At 65.7% G+C, this 19,037-nt stretch carries 21 protein-coding genes; 9 read left to right on the forward strand and 12 right to left on the reverse strand.

Going from position 1 to position 19,037, the window contains the following annotated elements; translation table 11 throughout:
* Positions 1-4 precede the first annotated feature (4 nt).
* Positions 5-430, reverse strand: coding sequence for an HIT family protein (locus ACVW17_RS05670; RefSeq protein WP_456751005.1), 426 nt, complete (start codon positions 428-430; stop codon positions 5-7).
* 105 nt (positions 431-535) lie between these two features.
* On the opposite strand from ACVW17_RS05670, the gene prmC reads away from it, so the two are divergent.
* Both prmC and ACVW17_RS05680 read left to right on the forward strand, forming a co-directional pair.
* Positions 536-1,426 (forward strand): peptide chain release factor N(5)-glutamine methyltransferase, encoded by an 891-nt coding sequence (prmC, locus tag ACVW17_RS05675; RefSeq protein ID WP_456751006.1) that lies wholly within the window; start codon positions 536-538, stop codon positions 1,424-1,426.
* A gap of 465 nt (positions 1,427-1,891) precedes the next feature.
* Positions 1,892-2,677, forward strand: a complete 786-nt coding sequence (locus ACVW17_RS05680; protein WP_456751007.1) for a DUF4167 domain-containing protein — start codon at positions 1,892-1,894, stop codon at positions 2,675-2,677.
* A gap of 49 nt (positions 2,678-2,726) precedes the next feature.
* Here ACVW17_RS05680 and ACVW17_RS05685 read toward each other — a convergent pair whose 3' ends face one another.
* Positions 2,727-3,476 carry a class I SAM-dependent methyltransferase gene (locus ACVW17_RS05685; RefSeq protein ID WP_456751008.1) on the reverse strand — a complete coding sequence of 250 codons (750 nt, stop codon included), beginning with the start codon at positions 3,474-3,476 and terminating at the stop codon, positions 2,727-2,729.
* A 184-nt stretch (positions 3,477-3,660) separates the two neighbouring features.
* Between ACVW17_RS05685 and gloB the strand changes: the two genes are divergently transcribed.
* Positions 3,661-4,428 (forward strand): hydroxyacylglutathione hydrolase, encoded by a 768-nt coding sequence (gloB, locus tag ACVW17_RS05690; protein ID WP_456751009.1) that lies wholly within the window; start codon positions 3,661-3,663, stop codon positions 4,426-4,428.
* Complete coding sequence (locus ACVW17_RS05695; RefSeq protein ID WP_456751010.1) at positions 4,428-4,859, forward strand: cupin domain-containing protein; 432 nt, start codon at positions 4,428-4,430, stop codon at positions 4,857-4,859. The genes gloB and ACVW17_RS05695 overlap by 1 nt, the downstream gene beginning before the upstream one ends.
* Positions 4,860-4,980: 121 nt before the next feature.
* Here ACVW17_RS05695 and yddG read toward each other — a convergent pair whose 3' ends face one another.
* The 3 genes from yddG to ACVW17_RS05710 all read right to left on the reverse strand — a co-directional run bounded on the left by yddG (position 4,981) and on the right by ACVW17_RS05710 (position 8,256).
* Complete coding sequence (yddG, locus tag ACVW17_RS05700) at positions 4,981-5,847, reverse strand: aromatic amino acid exporter YddG (RefSeq protein ID WP_456751011.1); 867 nt, start codon at positions 5,845-5,847, stop codon at positions 4,981-4,983.
* Positions 5,848-6,083: 236 nt separating this feature from the next.
* Entirely contained in the window at positions 6,084-6,809 is a 726-nt protein-coding gene (gene phbB / locus ACVW17_RS05705) for an acetoacetyl-CoA reductase (RefSeq protein WP_456751012.1), read from the reverse strand.
* Between the two features lie 268 nt (positions 6,810-7,077).
* Positions 7,078-8,256, reverse strand: a complete 1,179-nt coding sequence (locus ACVW17_RS05710) for an acetyl-CoA C-acetyltransferase (protein ID WP_456751013.1) — start codon at positions 8,254-8,256, stop codon at positions 7,078-7,080.
* A 314-nt stretch (positions 8,257-8,570) separates the two neighbouring features.
* Between ACVW17_RS05710 and phaR the strand changes: the two genes are divergently transcribed.
* Positions 8,571-9,161 carry a polyhydroxyalkanoate synthesis repressor PhaR gene (gene phaR / locus ACVW17_RS05715; protein WP_456751014.1) on the forward strand — a complete coding sequence of 197 codons (591 nt, stop codon included), beginning with the start codon at positions 8,571-8,573 and terminating at the stop codon, positions 9,159-9,161.
* A 162-nt stretch (positions 9,162-9,323) separates the two neighbouring features.
* Here phaR and ACVW17_RS05720 read toward each other — a convergent pair whose 3' ends face one another.
* The gene (locus ACVW17_RS05720) at positions 9,324-11,015 is read right to left on the reverse strand and encodes a putative bifunctional diguanylate cyclase/phosphodiesterase (protein ID WP_456796856.1); all 1,692 of its coding nucleotides are present in this window, start codon (positions 11,013-11,015) and stop codon (positions 9,324-9,326) included.
* A 220-nt stretch (positions 11,016-11,235) separates the two neighbouring features.
* Between ACVW17_RS05720 and ACVW17_RS05725 the strand changes: the two genes are divergently transcribed.
* Positions 11,236-11,532, forward strand: a complete 297-nt coding sequence (locus tag ACVW17_RS05725; RefSeq protein WP_456751016.1) for a hypothetical protein — start codon at positions 11,236-11,238, stop codon at positions 11,530-11,532.
* A 15-nt stretch (positions 11,533-11,547) separates the two neighbouring features.
* Here ACVW17_RS05725 and ACVW17_RS05730 read toward each other — a convergent pair whose 3' ends face one another.
* From ACVW17_RS05730 to mtgA, 4 genes are all read right to left on the reverse strand, one after another.
* Positions 11,548-12,018, reverse strand: a complete 471-nt coding sequence (locus ACVW17_RS05730; RefSeq protein ID WP_456751017.1) for a YybH family protein — start codon at positions 12,016-12,018, stop codon at positions 11,548-11,550.
* Between the two features lie 21 nt (positions 12,019-12,039).
* Positions 12,040-12,672 (reverse strand): hypothetical protein, encoded by a 633-nt coding sequence (locus ACVW17_RS05735; RefSeq protein WP_456751018.1) that lies wholly within the window; start codon positions 12,670-12,672, stop codon positions 12,040-12,042.
* Between the two features lie 194 nt (positions 12,673-12,866).
* Entirely contained in the window at positions 12,867-13,052 is a 186-nt protein-coding gene (gene rpmF, locus ACVW17_RS05740) for a 50S ribosomal protein L32 (RefSeq protein WP_021077536.1), read from the reverse strand.
* A 160-nt stretch (positions 13,053-13,212) separates the two neighbouring features.
* Positions 13,213-13,884 (reverse strand): monofunctional biosynthetic peptidoglycan transglycosylase, encoded by a 672-nt coding sequence (gene mtgA / locus ACVW17_RS05745; RefSeq protein WP_456751019.1) that lies wholly within the window; start codon positions 13,882-13,884, stop codon positions 13,213-13,215.
* 200 nt (positions 13,885-14,084) lie between these two features.
* Here mtgA and ACVW17_RS05750 point away from each other — a divergent pair, with 200 nt between their 5' ends.
* Complete coding sequence (locus ACVW17_RS05750; protein ID WP_456751020.1) at positions 14,085-15,005, forward strand: polyprenyl synthetase family protein; 921 nt, start codon at positions 14,085-14,087, stop codon at positions 15,003-15,005.
* An 11-nt stretch (positions 15,006-15,016) separates the two neighbouring features.
* Positions 15,017-15,697 (forward strand): DUF1345 domain-containing protein, encoded by a 681-nt coding sequence (locus tag ACVW17_RS05755; protein ID WP_456751021.1) that lies wholly within the window; start codon positions 15,017-15,019, stop codon positions 15,695-15,697.
* A gap of 255 nt (positions 15,698-15,952) precedes the next feature.
* Here ACVW17_RS05755 and ACVW17_RS05760 read toward each other — a convergent pair whose 3' ends face one another.
* Entirely contained in the window at positions 15,953-17,848 is a 1,896-nt protein-coding gene (locus tag ACVW17_RS05760) for a caspase family protein (RefSeq protein WP_456751022.1), read from the reverse strand.
* Between the two features lie 245 nt (positions 17,849-18,093).
* The gene (locus tag ACVW17_RS05765; protein WP_456751023.1) at positions 18,094-18,540 is read right to left on the reverse strand and encodes a GFA family protein; all 447 of its coding nucleotides are present in this window, start codon (positions 18,538-18,540) and stop codon (positions 18,094-18,096) included.
* Between the two features lie 99 nt (positions 18,541-18,639).
* Here ACVW17_RS05765 and ACVW17_RS05770 point away from each other — a divergent pair, with 99 nt between their 5' ends.
* Positions 18,640-19,014 (forward strand): nuclear transport factor 2 family protein, encoded by a 375-nt coding sequence (locus tag ACVW17_RS05770; protein WP_016847513.1) that lies wholly within the window; start codon positions 18,640-18,642, stop codon positions 19,012-19,014.
* Positions 19,015-19,037 lie beyond the last annotated feature (23 nt).

Genomic DNA, 19,037 nt, shown 5'->3' on the forward strand with positions numbered 1-19,037 from the left:
CAACTCAGTCCGCGAGCGCCGCGATCATGCGTTTGGCATGATCGGCGAGCACATCCATCTCCGCCTTGACGGTCTGCGCGGGCAGCAGCGCGACGCCGGCCTTCACCGGCATCACATGCATGTGCAGGTGAAACACCACCTGCCCGCTGGCGGGCTCGCTGAACTGCTGGATGATGATGCCGTCGGCGGAGAATGCCTTCATCGCGGCGATGGCGATGCGCCTGGCCGACCGCACCACCGCGGCAAGGTCATCCTCCGCGATGTCGAGGATGCCGCGCGCCGGCGCCTTCGGAATCACCAGCGTATGCCCCGGCGAACGCGGCATGATGTCGAGAAAGGCAAGGGTCCGGTCGGTCTCATGGATCTTGAAGCTCGGGATCTCGCCGCGCAGGATTTTGGCGAAGATGTTCTGGTCGTCGTAGCCCGTCATGGTCGCGCGTTCCGGATCGGTCGGTTGAGGCTTCGACCGTGCGCGCCGGCCACGCGCCGCGCAAGCGATATCGACGCCGCATCGACCATCGGCTAACAACGCGCGATGAGCCCGTCAGCTGAAAACGCCAACCCGACCGTCGAGGGTGCCCGTCGCGCGCTCGCCACGCGCCTCACGGCCGCCGGCAACGACTCGGCCGAGCTCGATGCACGGCTGCTGATCGGCGCCGCGCTCGGCCTAGACCTGACCGGCATGATCACCGGCGCCAAGCGCACCCTGACCTCTGACGAAGCGGATCGTGTCGAGGCCCTCGCACGACGCCGCCTCGCCGGCGAACCGGTCGCACGCATTCTCGGCGTCAAGGAGTTTTGGGGGCTGCCGCTGCTCCTTTCCGCCGCGACGCTGGTGCCGCGCGCCGACACCGAGACCGTGGTCGAGCGCGCGCTCGAGCTGCTGCGCGGCGACGGCGCGGAGGATCGCACCTTGCGGATCGCCGATCTCGGCACCGGTTCCGGCGCGATCCTGCTGGCGCTGCTCTCGGAACTGCCGAACGCGCATGGCTACGCCACCGACATCTCGGCCGAGGCATTGCAGACGGCGAGCCGGAATGCCGCCGAGCTCGGACTCGGCGCGCGCACGACATGGATCGCATGCGACTATGCCAGCGCCCTGACCGGCACGTTCGACCTGATCGTGTCCAACCCGCCCTATATTCCCTCGGCCGACATCGCCGGTCTCGACATCGAGGTGCGCGCGCACGACCCGCGCGCGGCGCTCGACGGCGGTCCCGACGGGCTCGACGCCTATCGCGCGCTGATTTCGCAATCTACGGGTCTTCTGGCCTCGGGCGGATTTCTGGTTGTGGAAATTGGACAGGGCCAAAGCGGCGACGTTGAAGCGCTGATGACGGCGTCCGGGTTATCCCCAACAGGCCCGCCGAGGGCCGACCTCGGGGGCATTCCGAGGGCCGTTTCGGCCCGCCGGCCGCCCCGATAAAGTCCTATTGGAACGCAAAAAAACCTCTTGGATTATCCCCCGGGAACGACTACGTTCCGGGCACAACATCGGTGCTGGCCCCGTAATCGTTACGGGTGATGACCAGGGTTCAGCAGAGCCCGCCGATCGAAAGGTTCCAGGAACGCAGGTCTATTGAGCGCAATAGCCGAAGCTGTGCTGCTCTGACCGCCAAGCGAACGAAAGCCTGTTATTGCGCTTGAAGACTTACGCACGAGAACTGGGCCTGTCTCAACGGGCGGTATGATTTGGTCGCTGGCGGGCATTGCCGGCGGTTGGGGAACGCGTCTTTGCTGCACGCGACTTTGCTGAACGAGATGGTCGGCGATATCGATGCCACTTCGAACGGTATTGCGATTCCGTGTGCCTAGGCGCGCGCCGAATCGAATGTGACGGATCGAACATGACGGACTGCAATCACTTCAGGGCTGGAATAAAAGGCGACAGATGAGAAACGGTCAGAACAACAAGCGGATGCGCAACCGGAACAATAATAACAATAACAACAACAATAACCGGCGCGGCCAGAATCCCCTGACACGGGTGTACGAATCGAACGGACCCGACATCAAGATCCGCGGCACCGCCTCCCACGTCGCCGAGAAATACGTCCAGCTCGCGCGTGATGCACGCTCCTCCGGCGATCCGGTGGCGGCCGAGAACTACTATCAGCACGCCGAGCACTACTACCGGATCATCGCGGCTGCGCAGGAGCAGTTCCGGCAGAATCAGCAGCAGCCGCGTCCCGACGCCGAGCCGGTCGTAACCGAAGACGGCGACGACGACGGCTATTCGAGCTTCGGCCAGGAGCCGGGCTTCGTGCCGCAGCAGCAGCAACCCTTCCTGCGCGAGAACGGCCAGCAGCCGTACCAGCGCGATCAGCAGCAGCCGCGCGAACATCGCGAGCGGGACCAGCAGCCGCGTGAGCATCAACCGCGCGAACATCGTGAGCGTGAGCATCGTCCGCAGCCGCAATACCAGCCGCAACCGCAGAACCAGCCGCAGCCCGCAATGGCGGATGCCGGCGGCGTCGATCGCTTGCCCTCGTTCATCACCGGCGGCGCGCAGCCGCAGGTCAATGGCGGGGCCTATGAAGGCAACAATGGCGGCGCAGAGCGCGGCGAACGCAGCGAGCGCTTCCCGCGCCGCCGCCGCCGTCCGCACAGCCCGCGTCCCGACATGGCGGCGCAGCCCGCGCCGAGCGGCGACGACTTCAATCCGGGCAACGAGTAACGCAGGTACGTATGCGGCCACCCTCCCCTCCAGGGGCGGGTGCGCCCTACTACTCCGAGTGACTCGATTTGCGCGTTGCCGTCGAGGACGGCACCAGCACCGGACGCAATGACGGGATCAGCTGGGTGCGTTCGCGGCGCGCGGGAATCGCGCGATAGACCTGCTTGCTGGCCTCCACGATATGCACGCCCGCGAACGGCATCGACAGCGCGGCGCCGACGCGCTCCCACGCCATCGCCGAGCGCAGGAACCAGCTGCCCTGCACCGGCGGCATGAACAGCGCCTCGCCCCATGACGCCGGCGTGAACCAGGTCTGCCGTAACAGCTGGGTGATCTGCGCCCGCGAATAGGGCCGGCCATGGCCGAACGGCGTGGCATCGGTGCGGGTCCAGACGCCGCGCCGGTTCGGGATGATCGCGATCAGCCGGCCCGACGGTGACAGCACCCGCCACACCTCGCGCAGCAGCCGCTCGGGATCGTCGGACATCTCCAGCGCGTGCACCAGCAGCACGCGGTCGACCGCGGCATCCGGCAGCGGCATCGAGAATTCGTCGATCAGGGTCGCCAGCGCCGGCCGGCCGGTCGGCCACTTCAGCACGCCCTGGGCCGCCGGCATGAAGGCAATGCAGCGCTCGCAGGTCTCGCGGAACAGGCCGAGGTAGGGCGTCGGATAGCCCAGCCCGAGCACACGCTGGCCGTCCGCGTTCGGCCACCGTGCGCGGATGCCGCGGTTGATCAGCTGCCGCGCCACGATGCCGAGGCGCTGCGAATAGAAGTCGCGGAGGTCGATGACGTCCATGGTTGCCAGCCTAACATGCCGGCAGTGAGCCGGCTGCGCGGAAAATTGCGTTGCCGCCGGAGCGTTAACGCCATATTTCACACCTATATTGGGCGCGTTAAGAGCATGACCCGGGAAAGTTGCGACCGGTTTTTCCCAGACGATCATGCTCTGAATGTCCGTCCCGTTTGTTCGTGGAGATATCATGACCGCCGAGATTCGTACCTTCAGCTGCCTCACCGACAATTTCGGCTACCTGATCCACGATCCCACGACCAAGGCAACGGCGTCGATCGACGCGCCGGAGGCCGGCCCGATCATCAAGGCGCTGGAGCGCGAAGGCTGGACGCTGACCGACATCCTGATCACCCATCACCATGGCGACCATGTCGGCGGCGTCGCCGAGCTGAAGCAGAAATATGGCTGCCGCGTCGTCGCCCCGCACGACCACTCGGCCAAGATCGCCAATGTCGATCTGCGCGCCGCCAATGCCGACGTCATCAAGGTCGGCAGCCTCCTGGCCCGCGTGGTGGAAACCCCCGGCCATACGCTCGATCATATCTCCTACGTGTTCGACGGCGAGAAGGCGGTGTTCGCCGCCGACACGCTGTTCTCGATCGGCTGCGGCAGGGTGTTCGAGGGCAGCTATCCGATGATGTGGGATTCGCTTCTGAAGCTGCGTTCGCTGCCGGACGATTTCCGACTCTATTGCGGCCATGAATACACCGCGGCGAATGTGAAGTTCGCGCTCACCATCGAGGCTGACAATCCGCATTTGCAGGCGCGCGCGGCGGAGGTGACAAAGCTGCGTGCCGAGAACAAGCCGACGATTCCCGTGCTGCTCGGCGACGAGAAGAAGGCCAACGTGTTCCTGCGCGCCGACGAGCCTTCGGTTGCGGCGAAGCTGCACATGAAGGGCGCCGACCCCGCGCAGGTGTTCGGCGAGCTCCGCGAGCGCAAGAACAAATCCTGATGTCCCAGCTCTCCGCTGCCGACATCATCGCGCGGCTCGACCTGAAGCCGCATCCCGAAGGCGGGCATTATCGCGAGACGTTTCGCGACCAACGCTGCGATGCCGGTGGCCGCGCGCATTCGACCGCGATCTACTTCCTGCTGGCGCGGGGCGAGCGCTCGCACTGGCACCGTATCGACGCCGTCGAGACGTGGCACTATTACGCCGGCGCGCCGCTGACGCTGCGGATCGCGCGCGACGGCGAGCCGCAGCATGCGATCGCGCTCGGGCCTGACGTCATCGGCGGCGAGCAGCCGCAAGCAATCGTGCCGGCGGACGCCTGGCAGGCCGCGGAAAGCAATGGCGACTGGACGCTGGTCGGCTGCACCGTCGCGCCGGGATTCGAATTCGCGACGTTCGAGCTGGCGCCGAAAGGCTGGGAGCCGACTTAGTTCGTCATTCCGGGGCGCGCGGAGCGCGAGCCCGGAATCCATTGGGCCGCAAGTGCAAGCGGTGAAATGGATTCCGGGCCTGCGCCAAGTGGCGCATCCCGGAATGACGAGTTGATAACCCTCAGCGCTTCCACACCATGTCCTTCGCCGCAATCAGCCCACCGCCAGCAATCAGGATCGCGGCAATGGCGATGTTGGCGCTGGGCTTGGCAAAGCCCGCCAGGATCAGGAACGCGGTCGAGAGCAGCGGCGTAGCGTAGGAGGCGGCGCCGAGCACGCGGATGTCGCCGCGCTTCATGCCGATGTCCCAGGCGAAGAACGCAGCCCCCACCGGACCGATGCCGAGCGCCACAACCGCGAGCCATTGCAGCGGCGTCGCGGGCCACATCGTGGTCTCCACCATCATGTGCATCAGCGCCGCGAGCACCGCGGTCGCGAGGCAGAAGCCCGCCACGGCATCGGTCGGCACCGCCTTGAGCCGGCGCGACATAACCGAATAGGCGGCCCAGACGAACGCCGCGACGAAAGCCGCCGCGAAGCCCGGAATCTGTTCGCGGGTGAAGGCGCCGGTGTTGCCGGCGAACAGCAGCACGGTGCCGGCGAGGCCGAGCAGCGCGCCGATGACGTGATGGATCGCCAGCCGCTCGCCCGGCAGCAGCGAGGAGAACAGCACGATCAGCAGCGGCCAGAGATAATTGAGCAGGCCGGCCTCGGCCGGCGGCGCGAAGCGCAGCGCCAGGAAATACAGCGCGTGATAGCCGAACAGCCCGCCGACGCCGACCACCCAGGCGATCAGCGGCTGCCTCAACGCGACGAACGCCGACGGCCGCAGCAGGAAGCTCGCGAACGCCACCGCGGCGCCGATCGCAAAGGTCATGGCAGCGAGCTGGAACGCCGGGATCGCCCCGGTCGCAACCGTCATGACCGACAGCAGCGACCACATCAGGATGGCGGTCAGTCCGACAAGGGTGGCAGTTCGGGTCGTCATTGTCTCATCGTTGCGGGTCAACCGGCCGGCGCCAGCACATCGCTGCATCACCGTCATCCCCGCGCAAAAGCTTCGCCTTTGCGCGGGGATGACGGATTACAGTTCGGAGTGCCCGCCGACAACTGCCTGCTGATGAAAAGCGCTGCGAAGCAATCCTGCGGCGTCATACCGAACCTGGATTGCTTCGTCGCTAGCGCAAACGCCTGCATTTGTCGCAGGCAATGAAGGTAAAGGCGTCAGGCGTGATACTGGCCGCCGTTCACGGTCAGCGTCGAGCCGGTGATGAAGCCGGCGTCGTCGGCGGCGAGGAACACCACCGCGCGCGCGATCTCTTCCGGCTCGCCGAGCCGGTTGACCGGGATCTGCGGGATCACGCTCTTCTCGAGCACGTCCTTCGGGACCGCCTGCACCATCTCGGTGTTGATGTAGCCCGGGCAGATCACGTTCACGGTGATGCCGCCCTTGGCGTTCTCGAGCGCCAGCGCCTTGGTGAAGCCGATGTCGCCGGCCTTCGCTGCGGAGTAGTTGACCTGGCCGAACTGGCCCTTCTGGCCGTTGATCGAGGAGATCGAGATGACGCGGCCGAACTTGCGGGCGCGCATGCCCTCGATCACCTGGCGCGTCATGTTGAACAGCGAGCCGAGGTTGGTGTTGATCACCGCGTTCCACTGCTCGACGGTCATCTTGTGGAACGCAGTATCCTTGGTGATGCCGGCATTGTTGACGAGCACGTCGACCGGGCCGAGATCGGCCTCGACCTGCTTGACGCCGGCCGCGCAGGCGTCGAACGACGCGACGTCCCACTTGTAGACGGGAATCCCGCTCTCCGCCTTGAACTTCTCCGCCGCGGCGTCATTGCCGGCGTAGCTTGCCGCTACCTTGTAGCCGGCCGCTTTCAGCGCCTTGCTGATCGCAGCTCCAATACCGCGCGTTCCGCCCGTCACCAATGCAACACGTGCCATGTCCGTTTCCTCCTTGGCCGTCTTTTATAACCGGATAACTCCGGCCTTCGCACTCACTCAACAAAGCGCGATGGGATAAGGCTGAATCGTCATCGCGCTTTAGCTCCCCTCTTTTGAGCATGATCTTTTCGGAAAACCGCTTCACGCTTTTCCGCATCATGCTCCCGAAACAAAATGCCCGGCGCAAAGCCGGGCATCTTATTTATCAGCTCGCGCCGCGGTTGACAGATGATCTTTTCATCACCTAACCGGCCCCGCTGCCTTTTGTTCAGTCGCGTGCAACGCACATAGCGATGCCCATGCCGCCGCCGATGCACAGCGTCGCGAGGCCCTTCTTGGCATCGCGCTTCTGCATCTCGTGCAGCAGCGTCACCAGCACGCGCGCACCCGATGCGCCGACCGGATGGCCGATCGCGATCGCGCCGCCGTTGACGTTGACCTTGGCCGGATCCCAGCCGAGATCCTTGTTGACGGCGCAGGCCTGCGCCGCGAACGCCTCGTTGGCCTCGATCAGGTCGAGGTCGGCGATGTTCCAGCCGGCCTTCTTCAGCGCCGCGCGCGAGGCGGGGATCGGACCGGTGCCCATGATCTTGGGATCGACGCCGGCCTGGCCCCACGAGACGATGCGGGCCAGCACCTTCTTGCCCTGCTTGGCGGCTTCCTTGGCAGTCATCAGCACCACGGCGGCGGCGCCGTCATTGATGCCCGAGGCGTTGCCGGCGGTCACGGTGCCGTCCTTCTCGAATGCGGCGCGCAGCTTGGCCATCGCATCGAGCGTGGCGCCGTGGCGCGGATACTCGTCGGCGTCGACCACGATGTCGCCCTTGCGGGACTTGATGGTGACCGGGACGATCTCGTCCTTGAACTTGCCGGCCTTCTGCGCCGCCTCGGCCTTGTTCTGCGAGCCGACCGCGAACTCGTCCTGCTGTGACCTGGTGATCTGGTACTGCTTGGCGACGTTCTCGGCGGTGTTGCCCATGTGGTAGCCGTTAAAGGCATCCCACAGGCCGTCCTTGATCATGGTGTCGATCAGCTGGAGGTCACCCATCTTGACGCCACCGCGCAGATATTGCGCGTGCGGGGCCATGCTCATGGATTCCTGGCCACCCGCGACGACGATCGAGGAATCGCCGTTGAGCAGCGCCTGGTAGCCCAGCGCCACCGTGCGCAGGCCCGAGCCGCAGAGCTGGTTGACGCCCCAGGCCGGACTTTCCACCGGGATGCCGGCCGCGATCGAGGCCTGGCGGGCCGGGTTCTGGCCCTGCGCCGCGGTGAGGATCTGGCCCATGATGACTTCGGAGACCTGGCCACCCTCGACGCCGGCACGCTCCAGCGCCGCCTTGATGGCGATCGCACCGAGGTCGTGGGCCGGCGTGGTGGCGAAGGCGCCGTTGAAGCTACCGACGGGGGTGCGGGCGGCGCTGACGATGACGACATCGTCTGACATGGACATCTCCTATGGGTTGTAGCTGGGTTTCTCGACGGCGGGCGGCCAGTTTGGCGGGCCTGTCTCTTAATGACCATCCTGTAAAGCTCATCGAGCCATGTCAATCGAACTGTCGCGCAAATCGCGCCGCGACGCACTCAAAATGACGCCCTTGGCACATTCCTGAGCAAATCCTATGCTTTGGAATTAACCGCAAAGCACAAAACGGTAGCCGAGCGGCTTTGAAAATGCTTACCTTTGCTGCGATGCGTTGCATTTAGCCCTGCGGCGATGCCGTCGGGGTTCCAGGTTCTTCGGTGTTGAAGTGAGAGCCCATGGCAAAATCTGAACATCCGACCACGATCAAGAAATACGCGAACCGGCGGCTCTATAATACCGGTACGAGCACCTATGTGACGCTCGAGGATCTCGCGGCGATGGTGAAGGAGGGCGAGGATTTCCTCGTCTATGACGCCAAGACCGGCGACGACATTACCCGCTCCGTGCTCGCGCAAATCATCTTCGAGCAGGAGAACAAGGCCGGGCAGAACCTGCTGCCGACCACCTTCCTGCGCCAGCTGATCCGCTTCTATGGCGACAGCATGCAGATGGTGGTGCCGAAATATCTCGAACAGTCGATCGAGACGCTGACCAAGGAGCAGGAGAAGTTCCGCAAGCAGATCGCGGGCGCGCTGAGCGGCACGCCGTTTGCGCCGCTGGAAGAGCAGGTCCGCCGCAACATGGAGCTGTTCCAGCAGACCTTCTCGATGTTCAAGCCGTTCGTGCCGCAGCGCGGCGGCACTGAGGCCGAGAAGGTGCCGGAGCCCGCGCCTGACGACGGCAACATCGACGACCTGCGCCGCCAGATGAAGGACATGCAGGAGCGCCTCGAGCGCATGTCGCAGCCGGCGAAGAAGGACGAGTAGGTCTGAGTCGCTGGGCTGTCCAGTTCTGAATCCCGTCACCCTGAGGAGCCGCGCCCTTGCGCGGCGTCTCGAAGGGTCGACGGCCACCAGCCGGGCCATGCATCCTTCGAGGCTCGCTCCGCTCGCACCTCAGGATGGCGGGTTTTGTAGTGGCAGGCCGACCTACCCCGTAGCCGGCACGGTCTTCTCCGCCGGCACGTTCCACGGCCGGTCCGGCGAGGCGAGGCCGATCAGGCGGCCCTGGATGAAGTCGCAGCCCCATTCGCGCAGCATCACGGCGGCTTCCTCATCCTGCACCCATTCGGCGACCGTCTTGATCTCGAGGCGGCGCGCGAGATCGATCAGCGTCTGCACGAAGGCGCGATCGTCGGCCGAGCGCACGATGTTCTGCACGAAGGCGCCGTCGATTTTCACAATATCGACGCCGAGCTTGCGCAGATTGCGGAACGAGGTGTAGCCGGCGCCGAAATCGTCGATCGCGATCCGGCTGCCGAAATTCTTCAGCCGCGTGACGAAGCCGCGGACATCGTCGATATCCTGGATCGCGACCGTCTCGGTGATCTCGACGATCAACCGCTCGCCGACGCCGGGATGCGCGCGCATCAGGGATTCGATGGTCGCCCACCAGTCCGGATCCATCGTGGTGTCGGGCGAGATGTTGAGGCTGAGCTGCACGCCCGGCGCTGCGGCGAGCTCGGCGATCGCAAGCTCCAGCACACGATGATCGACCAGCCGGATCAGGCCGAGCCGCTCGGCGACCGGCACGATATCGGGCGCCAGCAGCGCGCGGCCGTCGTCCTGCTCCATGCGGACCAGGCACTCGTAGAACGCCGGCTGCCGCAGGCGCGCATCGACCACCGGCTCGAAGCCGATCACGATGCGGCGCTCGTTCAGCGCGGTGACGATCTCGTCGGTGACGCGGATGTTGACGCGGCGCTGGGCATCGCGCTCGACATTCGGCTTCCACAGCGCGAACGATCCGGCGCGGCGGCTCTTGGCGGCGTCCAGCGTCTCCTGGGCGCGATTGACCGCCTCCTCCGCCGATTTCGCGTGGCGCGGGATGGTGACGGCGCCGATCGATGCCGTCACCGACACCGGGCCAGACTTGGTCGGCACCACCTCATCGCGCACTGCGGCGAGGAAGCGCTCGGCCGCGACGTTGGTGTCGTCGACGGTGCAGTTGCGCAGGATCAGGCCGAACTTGTTGCCGGAGAAGCGGCCGAGCATGTCGCCGCTGCGCAGCCGCGCGCGGATCCGCTTCGCGACCTCGGCGATGACCGCGTCGGCGACATCGAAACCGAAGGCATCGTTGACCCGCGCCAGATGATCGATGCCGATCAGCATGAAGGCGCAGGAGGTGCGGAAGCGCGCGCACTCCTCGATCGCTTCGGCGAGCGAGGCGACCAGATGGGTGCGGTTGAGCTCGTTGGTCAGCGGATCGTGCCGCGACAGTTTCAAGAGCTGCTCGTCGCGGGCGTGGCGTTCATTGTTGACGCGGACGACGCCCTGCACGCGCGCCGGCTTACCGTCAGCGCCGGCAAACCAGCAGCCGGTCTCCTCGATCCAGATCACCGGCGCCGAGGTGACGGCGCGCACGCCATATTCGATCCGGTAGGGCACGCCCTCCCCGCTCTGCACCGGCGCCGACTGGCCGAGCGCATCCGCGCGAATGCCGCGCGATGGCTCGATCAGCTTGGCGAGCTCGGCACCGCTGGCGAGCGCCTCGGCAGGGATATCCGGGAAGACCGTCGCCGCATTGTCGCTCCAGGCAATCGCGTCGGTCGCCAGGTCCCAGGCGAATGTCGCCTGGCCGAGCGAGGCGAGGATGCTGGCAGCTGGCGGGACAGGTGGCATCGAACATGTCTCGATCTGGGACGGAGCCCGGTGATTCTCCACACCCTCAAGATAGTAGTTCCGGCGAATCCAACGCTAGGAGAAGTTGATAAATAATCTGGAAACCACGTTTTGGACCGCCCGGGAACGAACTGGGGATGGCGGGCATGACCCTTGCCATGAGGGTTGTCGCGGAGGGACGTGACGTCCCAAACTATGACGCTCCAACGGGTCGCAGGCGATGCTGGATATCGATCAATCGGAAATCCAATTGGAAGTCTTGGACGGCGAGTTCACCGACGTGGCCGGGGTGACCAGCACGGCTCTGGTGCCGCTGGCGGCGACCACCCATTGGGCACCCAAGATTCCGCTGCCCCACGGCGACCCTTCATTTTTGGCGCACCTGATCGCAACTGCCGCGCACGAACCGCAAACGCGCAGCCTGCGGCGTGGGTCATTGGCCGACGCGCAGAGCGCTTACGGCCCGCATGTCGACGAACGCCGCAGCGTGACGCGGCGCACAAGGCAAATCATCTAGCAAATCATCACGCGATCAGCGGGCCTTGACCGGCCGGTTACCGTGGCTGTCCTGCGGCACGCCGCGGCGCAGCGACATGTGGGAGTGAATGCCGAGCCAGCGCCCGTCGGCTTGCCGCGCGAGGATGATCGTGGCCCGCCCCGGCCGGTCGAAACGGCTGCCGTCCGGATGAAAGCCGGTGCTGGTCCAGGGTGTGATCACCGTCGCCATGCCGCCATCGGCACTCACCAGCACCTCGGTGTGCGCGAGATCGAAGGCGAAATCCGCGGTGCGGGGCCAGACATTGTCCCATTGCATCTCGGTCCAGCGCGTGCGGCCGTGGATCAGCTCCTGATAGGTGCCGAACGAGATGATGTCGGAATGCCAGAACGGACGGGCGGCGGCATAGTCGACTGCCCTGACGCAGGCGGCGAACCGTTCGAGCCAGTCGAAGATCGATTGGGTGGTCGTCTGATCGGCGATTGGAAGGGGCGCTTGCTGGCTCATGACCTCTCCCGCGAGAACCGTCTAGCGCTGCGGGGCGTCCGACGATGGCTGGCCGCCCGGCTGTAAATCCGGCGAGGCAACCGTCGGCTTCGGCGCAGACGGATCGAGCAGCACGGATTCCGCGACCGATGTCGCCGGAGGAACGGGCGCGGCCGCCGGCGGCGCAGCAGACGCCGGTGTGGCGACAGGCGCGGGCTCGACACGCGGCGCAGGTGCCACGGCCGGCGCGGGCTGCGGCGCCTCGGGCTGCGCCTTGCTGACGCTCGGCGCGGGTGCCGCGATCACCGCACGGCGACGGGTGCGCAGCGCAATTCCGGAAATGAAATCGACCAGCGCCAGCAGCGCGAGCAGGCAATAGGTCGAGTTGCCGAATTTCGGCCAGAGCACGAATTCGGCAGCGGCCGCGCCGAACACGATCAGCGACAGCAGATGATCGGTGAGATATTTGGCGCCGGGGCGCGCGCCCTTGATGACCTCGAGCAGCAACAGCAGCACGCCGGCCGCGAGCAGCATGTCGCCGAGCGTGATCTGCCACACTTCGCCCGACAGCAAGGTCAGCCTGATCAGCGGGTCCGTAAAGGACACGCCGGGCATCAGGAAAGCGATGATGTTGTAGACCGCGAGCGGAACGAGCAGCAGCGGAAAACCGACCATCGGGGCTTGCGCCTTATTCAGGAAGAACCAGCAATGCGGCGATGCTCATCGGCTTCGCCGCGGACGCGCCCGTCTTGACCGCACTCGTTGGCCGAATTCGGGCGCAGCGCCGTTTTGACCAGAGCGTGATCTGACCGGAAATCGCTAGACACTTTTCCGGATCATACTCGGCGGCGCGACAGCCGAAGGTCCGATCAGGACTCTTTCTTGGCCTTCAGGACCTGGCGGCCCTTGTACATGCCGGTCTTCAGGTCGAGGTGGTGGGGACGGCGCAGCTCGCCGGAGTCCTTGTCCTCGACATAGGTCGGGGTCTTGATCGCATCGGCCGAACGGCGCATGCCACGGCGCGACGGCGAGGTTTTTCTTCTGGGAACGGCCATGACGGTGTCCTCTAGGGGTGTTGCGGAGGCATCGTCCGAAATGGGGACGAGCGCACAGCGCTTCAAAGCGCCAGCTGCGATGCCGGTAAGGCCGCGCTTATAGAGGAAGGTCCAGCGTAAAGCTAGGGCTGAAGACCGCAAAATCCGCCCGAAATCGGCCTCAGGGGCCGCGATTTTCGCGCCAGCAGTGGGTCACCGTGTTGGCCCGAGCCATATAGGTCCCGGACAGCCTGCGCACCCCCGGACCCGGGCTCCGGGCGTTCCTTTTGACCGGATTCGGCAAGATCGCCGCCAACAGCGCTGCCTCCCGGGGTGACAGCCCTGCCGCGGACCGGCCAAAGGCATATTGGGACCCGGCTTCAACGCCGAACTGCCCGGACGGGCCCATTTCCGCGATATTGAGGTAGATTTCCAGGATCCGCTGCTTGGGCAGCACGAAATCGATCCAGAGCGCCAGCGGCAGTTCCAGCCCCTTGCGGATCACGCTGCGACCCGGCCACAGGAACAGGTTCTTGGCCACCTGCTGAGTGATAGTGGAGCCGCCGCGCGCCGCCTCGCCGTCCTCGGCATCGTTGAGCGCCTCGCGCAGTGCCCCCCAATCGATCCCGTGATGCTTGCAGAAGTGGGCGTCCTCGGAGGCCACCACGGACCGCGGCAAATAGGGCGACATGGCGCCGAACTCGATCCAATGCCGGGTCACCGGGGCCCCGCGCAGGGTCCGCCATGCCATCAGGGCCGAAACTGGCTGACCGGTGCGGTAGAACGGCGTCACCAGATAGGGCAGCAACAGCAGGGCCAGCAAAAGCAGCAATAAAATTCGGACGATGCGCAAAACGGGGGTTTCCGGGGAGGGCGTCTCCAGAGAGGATTTGCGACCCGCCCGCCAGGATACGGCCGGCGCCGTCAGACGTCTGCGGGATAATTCACGGTTTTTCCAGCACTTTTAAGGCGCAATCCGTCGGAGGGCAGCAATTGACGAAGCCGGTGCCATCAACGATTGTCCGGCCGAAAATCGATCTGGAGCAATTCTTAATGACGACCGGTACTGCAGAGTTTTCCAAGCGGCTGGACCAGACCGCGGAGGATACCGAAGCCCTGCTCGCGAAACTGCTGTCGGATGTGACCGAAAACGACGAGATCGTGCGCCCGAAGCGGCTGATCGAGGCGATGCGCTATTCGAGCCTCGGCGGCGGCAAGCGGTTGCGGCCGTTCCTCGCGGTCGAGAGCGCCGCGGTGTTCGGCATTCCGCGCGAGTCCGCGCTGCTGGTCGGCGCTGCGCTCGAATGCATCCACTGCTACTCGCTGATCCACGACGATCTGCCGGCGATGGACAATTCCGATCTGCGCCGCGGCCGCCCGACCCTGCACAAGGCCTATGACGATGCCACCGCAATCCTCGCCGGCGACGCACTGCTGACGATCGCCTTCGACATCATCACCCGCGATGCGATCCACAGAGATGCCCAGGTGCGACTGCTGCTGACCCGCGCGCTGGCGCGCGCCTCCGGCGTCGGCGGCATGGCCGGCGGCCAGATCCTCGACCTCGCAGGCGAAGGCCGCTTCGGCGACCGCGAGCCGGTCGACGTCGCACGCCTGCAGCAGATGAAGACCGGCGCGCTGCTGCGCTTCGGCTGCATCGCCGGCGCGATCCTCGGACAGGCTTCGCAAAAGGAATACCAGGCGCTCGACGATTACGGCAAAGCGCTCGGCGAGGCCTTCCAGATCGCCGACGATCTGCTCGACGTCGAGGGCGACGCCGCCGCGCTCGGCAAGCCGGCCGGCGCGGACGCCGCGCTGGGCAAGACCACCTTCGTCACCCAGCTCGGCATCGATGGCGCCAAGCAGCGCGTGCGCGATCTGCTGGCGCGCGCCGATGCCGCATTGTCGGTGTTCGGCGAGCGCGGCGACGTGCTGCGTGCCGCGGCGCGCTTCGTCGCCGAGCGCAAGAACTAGCTGGAAGTGAAATGAACAAGGAGTTCGACGACCGCCTTGTTCGTTTCCGCAAGCTGCCGATGCCGGTCCGCGTCGTCGTGGGCCGGCCGCGCACCTTCGTCTCGCTCGCACTCGGCATCACCGTTGCGCTGTTGATCCCCGGTGCGACGCGCCTCGTCACGCGCCTGCTCGCCGGCTGGGACGCCTTCGCCGCGCTCTATCTCGTGCTCGCCTATGTGATGATGCTGCGCTGTGGCGTCGCCCACATCAAGCGCAGCGCGATCCTGCAGGACGATGGCCGTTTCCTGATCCTGCTGCTGACCGCGTTCGGCGCGCTGGCGAGCCTGCTCGCCATCGTGTTCGAACTCGGCGCCTCCAAGGGCAGCCCGGCGGGCCTGGCGACGGCGATCGTCACCATCACGCTGTCATGGACCGCGGTGCATACCGCTTTCGCGCTACATTACGCCCATGAGTTCTATCGCGGCAAGACGCCCGGCGGATTGCAGTTTCCGAGCGGCGATGCGCATGCCGACGCCGATTACTGGGACTTCGTCTATTTCTCGTTCGTGATCGGGATGACCGCGCAGGTCTCCGACGTCGGCATCACCGACAAGATCATCCGCCGCACCGCGACCGTGCACGGCATCATCTCGTTCGTGTTCAACACCGCGCTGCTGGCTTTGATGGTGAACATCGCGGCGAGCGCGATCTAGCACGTGATCGGATTGGATCGCAGAGCAACCGCGACGGCACTGTGCTCCCTCGCCCCGTTCTTACGGGGTCGAGACAAGCGAAGCTTGCTCTTAGAGGGTTGGGGTGAGGGGCTGTCTCCGCGCAAACGGTAACAGCTGCGCTCGTGGAGAGTCCTCCTCACCCGGATTGCATCTACGATGCAATCCGACCTCTCCCCGCACGCGGGGCGAGGTGAAATGGTGCCCGCCGCCTGCTTCCGACTAACCTCATCAGGCCTAGTTGCAGACCTCGACATTGCCGACGCCGAGGCCGGGGCCGCCGCCACCGCGGTACTCGAGGTGGCAGCCGTGCCGGACCGGTCGGCATAGATAGGCGTCGCACATGATCTGGCCGCTGCCACCGCCCTCAGCCCTTGCACGCTTCTGCGGGCGCGGAATTCCCGCTGATGGGACCTGCGGTTCGCCCTGCTCGCGCTCCGGACGGAACGCACGGGCGCGCTCACGGCGCGACGGACGCTCGTCGCTGTCGCGCTTGGCCACCGGCTTCCGCTCGCGGCGCCTCTCGCATTCATTGTCATCGTTGAGGAACGAGCCCTCGGCGCAGACGATCCTGGTGCAGCGATCGCCGTCGGCCTTGTAGCCGCGCTCGCAGACCAGCGGGCAGACGCGCGCCTGCTTCAGCTTGATGGCGTCGAGCGTGTCGAGGTTCGCGGTCTTGATCTCGAGCCTGGTGCCGGCATAGCGGTTGAACAGCGTCAGCGAGCGCTGCGAGGCCGCGTTCCAATCGCCGTCGACCGCGCCGGTCAGGCAGCCGACCCTGCGCAATTCGGTCTGCACCGATTTGACGACATCGACCTCGGGTGAGCCGGTCGCCAGCGCCGCCACGGTCGTGGTCTTCTCGGGCGCCGGCGGAGGAGCGCCCGCCGCTTGCGCTGCTGCTTGATCAGAGGCCGTCTTGTCTGCTCCGGTTCGATCGGCGAGCGCCGCATCGGCTTGCCGCTTCTGCTCGGCCGCTGCCGCCTGCTCCTGCGCGACCTGCTTGGCCTTCTCGGCCGCAAGACGCGCCGCTTCGGCCGCCCTGGCGTCGGCCTCGGCCTTCGCCTGCTGCGCCTTCTGTGCGCCCTCCGCGGCGAGCCGAGCGCGCTCCTGCTCGGCCTGACGCGCCTTCTCGGTGGCGGCGACGCGCGCGTCCTCGGCAGCGAACTTCTCGAGCTGCAACCGCGCGAGATTGGCATAATAGCCGCTCGGATATTGGGCGAGGAAAGCGTTCATCGCGCTCTTGTTGCCGATCTGCAGCGCCAGCTCGTAATCGCGACGCGCCTCGGATTGCGGCGTCGGCACTGGCGCCGCGGGCGCGGCAGCTGCGGCGGGCGCGGGCTTCGGCGCCGCCGGCACCAGCGGCACGTCCTCGCCGCCGAGCGAGCCATAGACGAACGGCTCCTGGCGGTTGTTGGTGGTCTTCAGCACCTCGTCGCGGACATAGCCGAAGGCGCGGCGGACATCGAGGCCGGGGGTCGGCAGGAACTTCGACAGCGCCAGCGTGAACGGGCTGTTCTTGCCGTCGCCATCGGCCGCGGTGGAGCCGGCCTTCGCCGAATAGGCGATCAGCACATTCGGGCTGGTCGGCTCGACCTTGGCGAGCCCCTGCCCGATCGCCCGGGTCGCCAAGGTTCGTTTCATGGTCTTGGCAAACGGGTTGTCGCGGCAGGCATCGAGGATCACCAGCCGCAGCTTCCGCGCCGGCTCGATGGCAACCAGGATGCGGTCGAGCGAAAACGCCTCGTCATAGACGTCGGTGTCGCGCTCCAGCCTGGCATCGACCGGGATCAGGTAATTGGCGCCGTCCACCTCGATGCCATGGCCGGCGTAGTAGACCAGCGCGATATCGGCATCGCGGGCGAGGTCGGCGAATTCACGCAGCGCGCGGCGGGTTTCGACCGCCGGCAGGTCCTTGCGGAAATCAACCACGTCGAAGCCCGCGTTCTTCAACGTCGCGGCGATCACCGAGGCATCATTAACCGGGTTCGCCAGCGGCGCGGTGTTCCTGTAGGCCGAATTGCCGAGCACCAGCGCGACGCGCTTCTCGGCGAAGGCCGGCTGGCAGACGACCAGCAGAACGGCCGCGACGGCAAACAGCAATCGATTCAATTTCAACAGCCCAGACCCGTTCATGGCGACACTTCCAGGACCTGACGTCCAATATCCGGCATGTCCTAACACGTAAGCCCCGACTACCAGAAAGCAGTGCTACGCTTTGTGAGGCGGCTCACGATCCACGCCCGCGGGGACCGTGCCGCCCTCATTGTTAGTCAGCGGAAGCGACCGCCGGTTCGCAAGTGACCGGCAGCGGGTCCGCCATCGGCGGGGTGACCGGAACTTGCTCGCCCTCGCGCTGCCAGACCTGCCCCCGCAGGGGTTTATTCCCCGCTTCGGGTCACATGCCCCTGATATTGCGGCAGCTCGTCCGAAATCTCGTACCACGGCGCCTTTGAGCCGACGAAGATATGCGCGGTCGGCCGGATCGTCGGCGCGTCGCGCAGTGTGCCCATCGTGACATGGACATAGGCGCCGTCGCGGACCTGCGAATAGAGCAGCGACCCGCAGCGCCCGCAATGCGCATCGTGGGTGACCGCATCGCCGTAGATCAAAAGACCGTCGGCACCGCGCACGACGGCGAATTTTTCGCGGGCGATGCCTGCGAACGGCTTGAACGCCGATCCTGTGGTGCGCCGGCAATTCGAGCAGTGGCAATTCAGCGCATAGGCAAACGCGTCGGCGACCTCGTAGCGCACGTCGCGGCAGAAGCACTCGCCGGTCAGGATGCGATGGCTCGAATTCGCGTTCGAATTTGCAGATGCGGTCACAACGTACTCCTCACGCGGAATTTTGCCGCCGGCCATGGCGCTATCAGGCGGTTCATGGCTACATTCCGGCCGTTCATTTCCTGCCGGGAGGACCAACCCATGAGCCAAGACCGATCCAGCGTCGAAAGCGTCGTGCAAACCTATTTCGACGGCCTCTACGAAAGCAATGCCGACAAGCTCGCCGAAGCGTTTCATCCGAGCGCCGATCTGCGCTGGGTGGAGAAGGGCGAGCTGAAGGTCCTGACTGTTCCCGATTGGCTCGCGCTGGTGCGCAAGCGCACTTCGGCCAAGGCCGAAGGCAAGCCGCGCGAGGATTTCATCGTCACTATCGACCGCTCCGACGACAACACCGCCTTCATCAAGGTACGCTGCCAGCTGCCGCCGCGCTATTTCACCGATTATCTGGTGGCGATGAAGCTCGCCGATGGCTGGCAGATCGTCTCGAAGTCCTACCGCTACGACCTCAGGGACTGACCGGGCGGCCAACCGCATCCCCG

Source organism: Bradyrhizobium sp. USDA 4473 (assembly GCF_054063335.1).

Bases quoted from the DNA above. Each gene is read 5' to 3' on its own strand.
- ACVW17_RS05670 (WP_456751005.1), bottom strand. From the start codon at position 430: ATGACGGGCTACGACGACCAGAACATCTTCGCCAAAATCCTGCGCGGC.
- prmC (WP_456751006.1), top strand. From the start codon at position 536: ATGAGCCCGTCAGCTGAAAACGCCAACCCGACCGTCGAGGGTGCCCGT.
- ACVW17_RS05680 (WP_456751007.1), top strand. From the start codon at position 1,892: ATGAGAAACGGTCAGAACAACAAGCGGATGCGCAACCGGAACAATAAT.
- ACVW17_RS05685 (WP_456751008.1), bottom strand. From the start codon at position 3,476: ATGGACGTCATCGACCTCCGCGACTTCTATTCGCAGCGCCTCGGCATC.
- gloB (WP_456751009.1), top strand. From the start codon at position 3,661: ATGACCGCCGAGATTCGTACCTTCAGCTGCCTCACCGACAATTTCGGC.
- ACVW17_RS05695 (WP_456751010.1), top strand. From the start codon at position 4,428: ATGTCCCAGCTCTCCGCTGCCGACATCATCGCGCGGCTCGACCTGAAG.
- yddG (WP_456751011.1), bottom strand. From the start codon at position 5,847: ATGACGACCCGAACTGCCACCCTTGTCGGACTGACCGCCATCCTGATG.
- phbB (WP_456751012.1), bottom strand. From the start codon at position 6,809: ATGGCACGTGTTGCATTGGTGACGGGCGGAACGCGCGGTATTGGAGCT.
- ACVW17_RS05710 (WP_456751013.1), bottom strand. From the start codon at position 8,256: ATGTCAGACGATGTCGTCATCGTCAGCGCCGCCCGCACCCCCGTCGGT.
- phaR (WP_456751014.1), top strand. From the start codon at position 8,571: ATGGCAAAATCTGAACATCCGACCACGATCAAGAAATACGCGAACCGG.
- ACVW17_RS05720 (WP_456796856.1), bottom strand. From the start codon at position 11,015: ATGCCACCTGTCCCGCCAGCTGCCAGCATCCTCGCCTCGCTCGGCCAG.
- ACVW17_RS05725 (WP_456751016.1), top strand. From the start codon at position 11,236: ATGCTGGATATCGATCAATCGGAAATCCAATTGGAAGTCTTGGACGGC.
- ACVW17_RS05730 (WP_456751017.1), bottom strand. From the start codon at position 12,018: ATGAGCCAGCAAGCGCCCCTTCCAATCGCCGATCAGACGACCACCCAA.
- ACVW17_RS05735 (WP_456751018.1), bottom strand. From the start codon at position 12,672: ATGGTCGGTTTTCCGCTGCTGCTCGTTCCGCTCGCGGTCTACAACATC.
- rpmF (WP_021077536.1), bottom strand. From the start codon at position 13,052: ATGGCCGTTCCCAGAAGAAAAACCTCGCCGTCGCGCCGTGGCATGCGC.
- ACVW17_RS05750 (WP_456751020.1), top strand. From the start codon at position 14,085: ATGACGACCGGTACTGCAGAGTTTTCCAAGCGGCTGGACCAGACCGCG.
- ACVW17_RS05755 (WP_456751021.1), top strand. From the start codon at position 15,017: ATGAACAAGGAGTTCGACGACCGCCTTGTTCGTTTCCGCAAGCTGCCG.
- ACVW17_RS05760 (WP_456751022.1), bottom strand. From the start codon at position 17,848: ATGAACGGGTCTGGGCTGTTGAAATTGAATCGATTGCTGTTTGCCGTC.
- ACVW17_RS05770 (WP_016847513.1), top strand. From the start codon at position 18,640: ATGAGCCAAGACCGATCCAGCGTCGAAAGCGTCGTGCAAACCTATTTC.